The organism is Streptomyces sp. NPDC046716 (assembly GCF_040645755.1).
Taxonomy (GTDB): Bacteria; Actinomycetota; Actinomycetes; order Streptomycetales; family Streptomycetaceae; genus Streptomyces.
Genome location: NZ_JBEYYU010000130.1, coordinates 1 through 5,149, shown reverse-complemented (window position 1 = coordinate 5,149; position 5,149 = coordinate 1). Strand labels below are relative to the sequence as shown.

Sequence of the window (5,149 nt, the reverse complement as noted above, 5' to 3'; positions counted from 1 at the left end):
GCCTCGGTGAACCGTTCGAACATCATCGCCTCCCGTACTTCTTGTGCACGGCCTGTCGGCCCAGGGGAGGCTGCGCGAAGCGCATGCCTCAGGGGCGCGGGGAACTGCGCGAGAAGCGGCCACCGGCCCGCGGACGAACAACTGCCCGGCCCCACGGCCCCGCCGCACCGCAAGAACCCGCACCCCAGCGAAGCGCCTTCGTCGGAAACGACAAGACAACGATCGCATTCCCGTGACCATCAGCATCTACGCGCGTAGGACTTGACCGGCTACTCTCAAACGCGTGAACGCATCTGTTACTCCGGACCACATCCAGGGCGACCCGTACGCCGCCGCCGACGCCGCCGCCGCGCGCCTGCGCGAGCTCACCGGTGCCGAGACCCACGACGTCGCCCTCGTGATGGGCTCCGGCTGGGCGCCCGCCGCGGAGGCGCTGGGCGCGCCGGACGCCGAGTTCCCCTTCACCGAGCTGCCCGGCTTCACCGGCGCGGCGGTGGCGGGTCACGGCGGCACGGTCCGCTCGTACCAGGTCGGCCCGAAGCGCGCCCTGGTCTTCCTCGGCCGCACCCACTACTACGAGGGCCGGGGCGTCGCCTCCGTCGCGCACGGCGTGCGCACCGCGGCCGCCGCGGGCTGCAAGACCATCGTGCTGACCAACGGCTGCGGTGGCCTGCGCCAGGGCATGCGTCCGGGCCAGCCGGTCCTCATCTCCGACCACATCAACCTGACGGCGACGTCGCCGATCGTCGGCGCCAACTTCGTCGACCTCACGGACCTGTACTCGCCGCGCCTGCGCCAGCTGTGCCAGGAGATCGACCCGTCGCTGGAGGAGGGCGTGTACGCCCAGTTCCCCGGCCCGCACTACGAGACCCCGGCCGAGGTCCGGATGGCCGGCATCCTCGGCGCCGACCTCGTCGGCATGTCCACCACCCTGGAGGCCATCGCGGCCCGTGAGGCGGGCGCGGAGGTGCTCGGCATCTCCCTGGTGACGAACCTGGCGGCGGGCCTGTCCGGCGAACCCCTCAACCACGAGGAGGTCCTCCAGGCCGGCCGCGACTCCGCCGTCCGCATGGGCGAGCTGCTGACCCAGGTCCTCGCCAAGATCTGAGCCGGGCCGCCACCCGTACGTACCGCCCGACCGTCCCAGTCGTCCGAAGGAACTCACCGTGACCGTTGAAGGCAGCGCACTGCTCGACCGGGCGAAGGCCTGGCTCGCGGAGGACCCGGACCCCGAGACCCGCGACGAACTCGCCGGGATCATCGAGGCCGGGGACCTGGCGGAGCTGGAGGACCGCTTCTCGGGCACGCTCCAGTTCGGCACCGCGGGCCTCCGCGGCGAGCTGGGCGCGGGGCCGATGCGGATGAACCGCGCGGTGGTCGTCCGCGCCGCCGCGGGCCTCGCCGCGTACCTGAAGGGCAAGGGGCAGGGCGACGGCCTGGTCGTCATCGGCTACGACGCGCGCCACAAGTCGGCGGACTTCGCGCGCGACACGGCGGCCGTGATGGTGGGCGCCGGGCTGCGCGCCGCGGTGCTGCCCCGGCCGCTCCCCACGCCCGTACTCGCGTTCGCGATCCGGCACCTGGGCGCGGTGGCGGGCGTCGAGGTCACGGCCTCGCACAACCCGCCGCGGGACAACGGCTACAAGGTCTACCTCGGCGACGGCTCGCAGATCGTGCCGCCCGCCGACGCGGAGATCGCCGGCGAGATCGCCGCGGTGAAGTCCCTCGCCGACGTGGCGCGCCCCGAGGCGGGCTGGGAGACGCTGGACGACAGCGTCCTGGAGGCCTATCTGGCGCGCACGGACGCGGTCCTGGCGCCCGGTTCGCCGCGCACCGCCCGCGCCGTCTACACGGCGATGCACGGCGTCGGCAAGGAGACCCTGCTGGCCGCGTTCGCCCGCGCGGGTTTCCCCGAGCCGGTGCTCGTGCCGGAGCAGGCCGAGCCGGACCCGGACTTCCCGACGGTGGCGTTCCCGAACCCGGAGGAGCCGGGCGCGATGGACCTGTCCTTCGCGACGGCGGGCTCGCTCGCCGAGGCGCCGGACCTGATCATCGCCAACGACCCGGACGCGGACCGCTGCGCCGTCGCCGTGGCCGACGGCTCCGGGTGGCGGATGCTGCGCGGCGACGAGGTCGGCGCGCTGCTCGCCGCCCATCTGGTGAAGCGGGGCGCCACCGGCGTGCTCGCCGAGTCGATCGTGTCGTCGTCGCTGCTGGGCCGGATCGCCGAGGCGGCGTCGCTGCCGTACGCGGAGACGCTGACCGGCTTCAAGTGGATCGCGCGCGTCGAGGGCCTGCGCTACGGCTACGAGGAGGCGCTCGGCTACTGCGTCGACCCCGAGGGCGTGCGCGACAAGGACGGCATCACGGCCGCGCTGCTCGTCACCGAGCTGGCCAGTGAGCTCAAGGAGCGGGGCCGTACGTTGCTCGACGCGCTGGACGACCTGGCGCTCGCGCACGGGCTGCACGCCACGGACCAGCTGAGCGTGCGGGTCGAGGACCTGTCGGTCATCGCCGACGCCATGCGCCGCCTGCGCGAGGCGCCTCCGGCGGTGCTCGCCGGGCTCGCCGTGACGTCGGCCGAGGACCTGTCGCAGGGCGCCGGGGGGCTGCCTCCCACCGACGGGCTGCGGTACACGCTCGACGGGGCGCGGGTGATCGTGCGTCCGTCCGGCACGGAGCCGAAGCTGAAGTGCTACCTGGAGGTCGTGGTCCCGGTGGCGGACCGGGGCGGTCTTGCAGCGGCTCGGGCCAGGGCCACCGAGCTGCTGGCCGCGCTGAAGCGGGACCTCTCGACCTCGGCCGGCATCTAGTTCAGCGCCCCGAAGGGGCGCGGGGAACTGCGCGCTCAGCCACGACGAGACGCGCGCCCGGCAACGGCCCCGGGGCTCCGCCCCGAACCCCGCTCCTCAATCGCCGGAGGGGCTTGATGGTGCGGACCGGGGCTTGATGGCGGGGACCTGGGCTTGATTGGGCGCGCGACGGTCCCCCGGACGGGTGGTTGCCGGGACGCGGGGAGGCAGGGGCAGGGGGCAGCGGGAACGTTGCCCCCGGCCCATGTCCCCGTTCCCCAGGAGCCCCCTCCGTGCCGCCGACCGCCGCCCCCGAGGCCCCTCTCCTCCCGCACGCCAGAAGGAGCCGCCCCGCCCCCGCGGCGATCACCCGCTTCCGGGCCCGCGCCGCCCGCTCCCTGCGCCGTGCGGCCCCCGCCCTGTCCGCGTACGCGGCCGTACGGCTCTTCTCGCTGCTCGTCCTCGGCTTCTGGGCGCACAAGGAGGGGCACGGCATCTGGCCGACCCTCGCCCGCGACTGGGACTCCAAGTGGTACCTGGGCATCGCCGACCACGGCTACGCCCACGCCCTCGGCACCGCCTACAACGCCAACAACCTGGCGTTCTTCCCCCTCTACCCGGGCCTGGTGAAGGCGGTGGCCGCGGTGACCCCGGGGTCGCGCGCCAGTGTCGGCCTGGTGCTCGCGGTGGTCTGCTCGTTCGCCGCCGCGTGGGGGATCTTCGCCGTCGGCGACCGCCTCTACGGCAGCCGGGTCGGGGTGAGCCTGGCGTTCCTCTGGGCGTGCCTGCCCGTCGGTCTGGTCCAGTGGATGGGCTACACCGAATCGCTGTTCACGGCGTTCGTGGCGTGGTCGCTGTACGCGGTGCTCACCGGCCGCTGGCTGTGGGCGGGCACGCTGTCCGCTCTGGCCGGGCTGACCCGTCCGACGGGCATTGCGATCGCCGTCGCGGTCTCCGTCTCGGCGCTGCTGACCCTGCGCCGTCGCGGGTCCTGGCGGGTGCTGGCCGGCGGGCTGCTCGCGCCGCTGGGCTGGTGCGCGTACGTCGGCTGGGTGGGGCTGCGGCTCGGCCGCTGGGACGGCTACTTCGCGGTCCAGCGGCTGTGGCACAACCAGCTGGACGGCGGCGTGGAGACGCTGCGCCGGATCCGTGAGTTCCTGGCCTACGACTCGACGCCCGAGCTGTTCCTGGTGCTGGTCTCGCTGACCCTGATCGTCTCGGCGGTGCTGTGGCTGCTGTCGCTCGCGGACCGGCAGCCGCTGCCGCTGCTGGTCTTCACCGGGGTGCTGCTGGTGATCGTGCTGGGGAGCGGCGGCGTCTACTTCCCCCGGGCCCGCTTCCTGCTGCCCGGCTTCCCGCTGCTGCTGCCGCTCGCGCTGGCGCTGGCCAGGACGACGTCGCGGCGGGTGCGGGTGCTGGGGGTGACGGGGGCGGTGCTCGGGGCCGCGTACTGCGGGGCGTACATGGCGCTGGTGTGGCCCAGCGCGCCGTGACTCAGCCGGTCGCGAGGAGCACGACGAGGAGTACGGCGCCGGCCACGGCCGGGGCGATGATCTCGTAGGCCCAGCGGATCGCGGGCTCGCCCTGCGCCGTGGGCTCCGCCGCGCGGGCCTGGCTCAGGTCGCGCAGCTCGTCCATGACCTGGTCGGTGGCGGCCCGGGTCGAACGGGTCTGGATGCTGCCCGTGCCGATGATCGACGGACGCCCCGGGTCGTCCGCGGCGGCGGCCCGGGCCAGATTGCGCTGGGCCTTCTTGCGGGCGCGCAGCGAGACCGGGACGGACCACAGCTGGTACTTGGTGCCGGCCTGGTCGACGACCTCGTTGGAGTACCCGGAGCGGAAGCCCGAGACGGCGGCCCAGGGCAGCGTGATGTTGCGGAACGGGTTCCTGATCCGCAGCCGGTCCTCGCCCGCGAAGACCGCCGGGCGGAGGGTGAACGCGACGACGAGCGGCACCGCGAGGAGCAGGCCCGCGAGCGCCAGCCACGGGGTGCGGCCGTCGCCGCCGATCACCGCGTCGATGCCGAGCCAGACGCCGAGTGCCAGCAGCAGGCAGCCGCCTGCGATGCCGGCGGGTGACCTGTATACGCGGTCGTGGGTGGGCCCGGGTTCACTCGTCATGGCGTCGATTGTGCCTGACGCGGGGTGGAACGGTTTTTCGGGTGCGGGCCCGTGGGGGCCGGTCGCGCATGCGGGTTGTGCCTTGTCTGCGGGCCGGTGGCCTCTTCTCGCGCAGTTCCCCGCGCCCCTGAAGCGAGCGGATGAGCCGCCAGAAGACGTTGTGGCTGTGGCTCTCCGCGTAGGCGGTCGCGCCCTTGCCGATGGGCCAGCCCTTGCCGTCGGTGCCGTTGTAGTCG

The 5,149-nt window shown here is 73.9% G+C and carries 4 protein-coding genes and 1 pseudogene; 3 read left to right on the top strand and 2 right to left on the bottom strand.

The annotated features are described in order from the left end of the window. Positions 1–283: 283 nt before the first annotated feature. The 3 genes from ABZ930_RS41245 to ABZ930_RS41235 all read left to right on the top strand — a co-directional run bounded on the left by ABZ930_RS41245 (position 284) and on the right by ABZ930_RS41235 (position 4,285). Positions 284–1,108, top strand: coding sequence for a purine-nucleoside phosphorylase (locus ABZ930_RS41245; protein ID WP_361560727.1), 825 nt, complete (start codon positions 284–286; stop codon positions 1,106–1,108). 58 nt (positions 1,109–1,166) lie between these two features. Then, a complete protein-coding gene (locus tag ABZ930_RS41240) occupies positions 1,167–2,813 on the top strand; it encodes a phospho-sugar mutase (protein ID WP_361560724.1) in 1,647 nt (548 codons plus the stop codon). Between the two features lie 272 nt (positions 2,814–3,085). Then, complete coding sequence (locus ABZ930_RS41235) at positions 3,086–4,285, top strand: glycosyltransferase family 39 protein (protein ID WP_361560721.1); 1,200 nt, start codon at positions 3,086–3,088, stop codon at positions 4,283–4,285. Between the two features lies 1 nt (position 4,286). Here the strand turns inward: ABZ930_RS41235 and ABZ930_RS41230 are convergent, their stop codons facing one another. Beyond that, positions 4,287–4,913, bottom strand: a complete 627-nt coding sequence (locus ABZ930_RS41230) for a PH domain-containing protein (protein WP_361560718.1) — start codon at positions 4,911–4,913, stop codon at positions 4,287–4,289. Then, positions 4,903–5,149: pseudogene (locus tag ABZ930_RS41225) on the bottom strand (hypothetical protein); the annotation flags it as partial. The pseudogene ABZ930_RS41225 and the gene ABZ930_RS41230, both read right to left, overlap by 11 nt.